Annotated in this window: 1 protein-coding gene; it reads right to left on the reverse strand. The window is 46.4% G+C overall.

Annotated elements, in window-relative coordinates; genetic code table 11:
- A partial coding sequence (locus AC2JF9_RS08510) for a Mur ligase family protein (RefSeq protein WP_500726907.1) occupies window positions 1-496 on the reverse strand: 496 nt, incomplete at both ends.

A 496-nucleotide genomic window follows, 5' to 3' on the forward strand; every position in this document is an offset into this window, starting at 1 on the left:
CTCCCAAGCTCGAGGGCATGTGAAGACACCTCCATGACCACAGTGTCGACACCGGTTTCTTCCATTTCATGAAATGCACTCTGAAGTGTTACACTATCTGGAGTTGTATTTTTGGTCTCGTAAATCTTTTCTCCTATTTTGGTGAACATCGTACCAATAAGCCCTGTTTTCTCGCATGCATCATGAAAGATTTTCTCAATCAAATGGCTTGTTGTCGTTTTGCCGTTCGTTCCTGTTATTCCGATCAAGCGCAAGCGCTGTGTCGGATGTCCATAAAACGCATCAGCCAGGACCGCCATCGCCCGCTGAGTATCCTTCACAATGATGACCGGAACTGCCAGAGGCAACGGTTTCTCGGCCAATACGGCAACGGCTCCCGAATTAACAGCCTCTTTTGCAAAATCATGGCCATCCACGGTGTAGCCTTTGATGCAAATAAACAAACTTCCCTCTTTCACTTTTCGCGTATCATGTTCTATGCCCGTTATATTTGGAT

The organism is Lactobacillus sp. C449L (assembly GCF_059900815.1).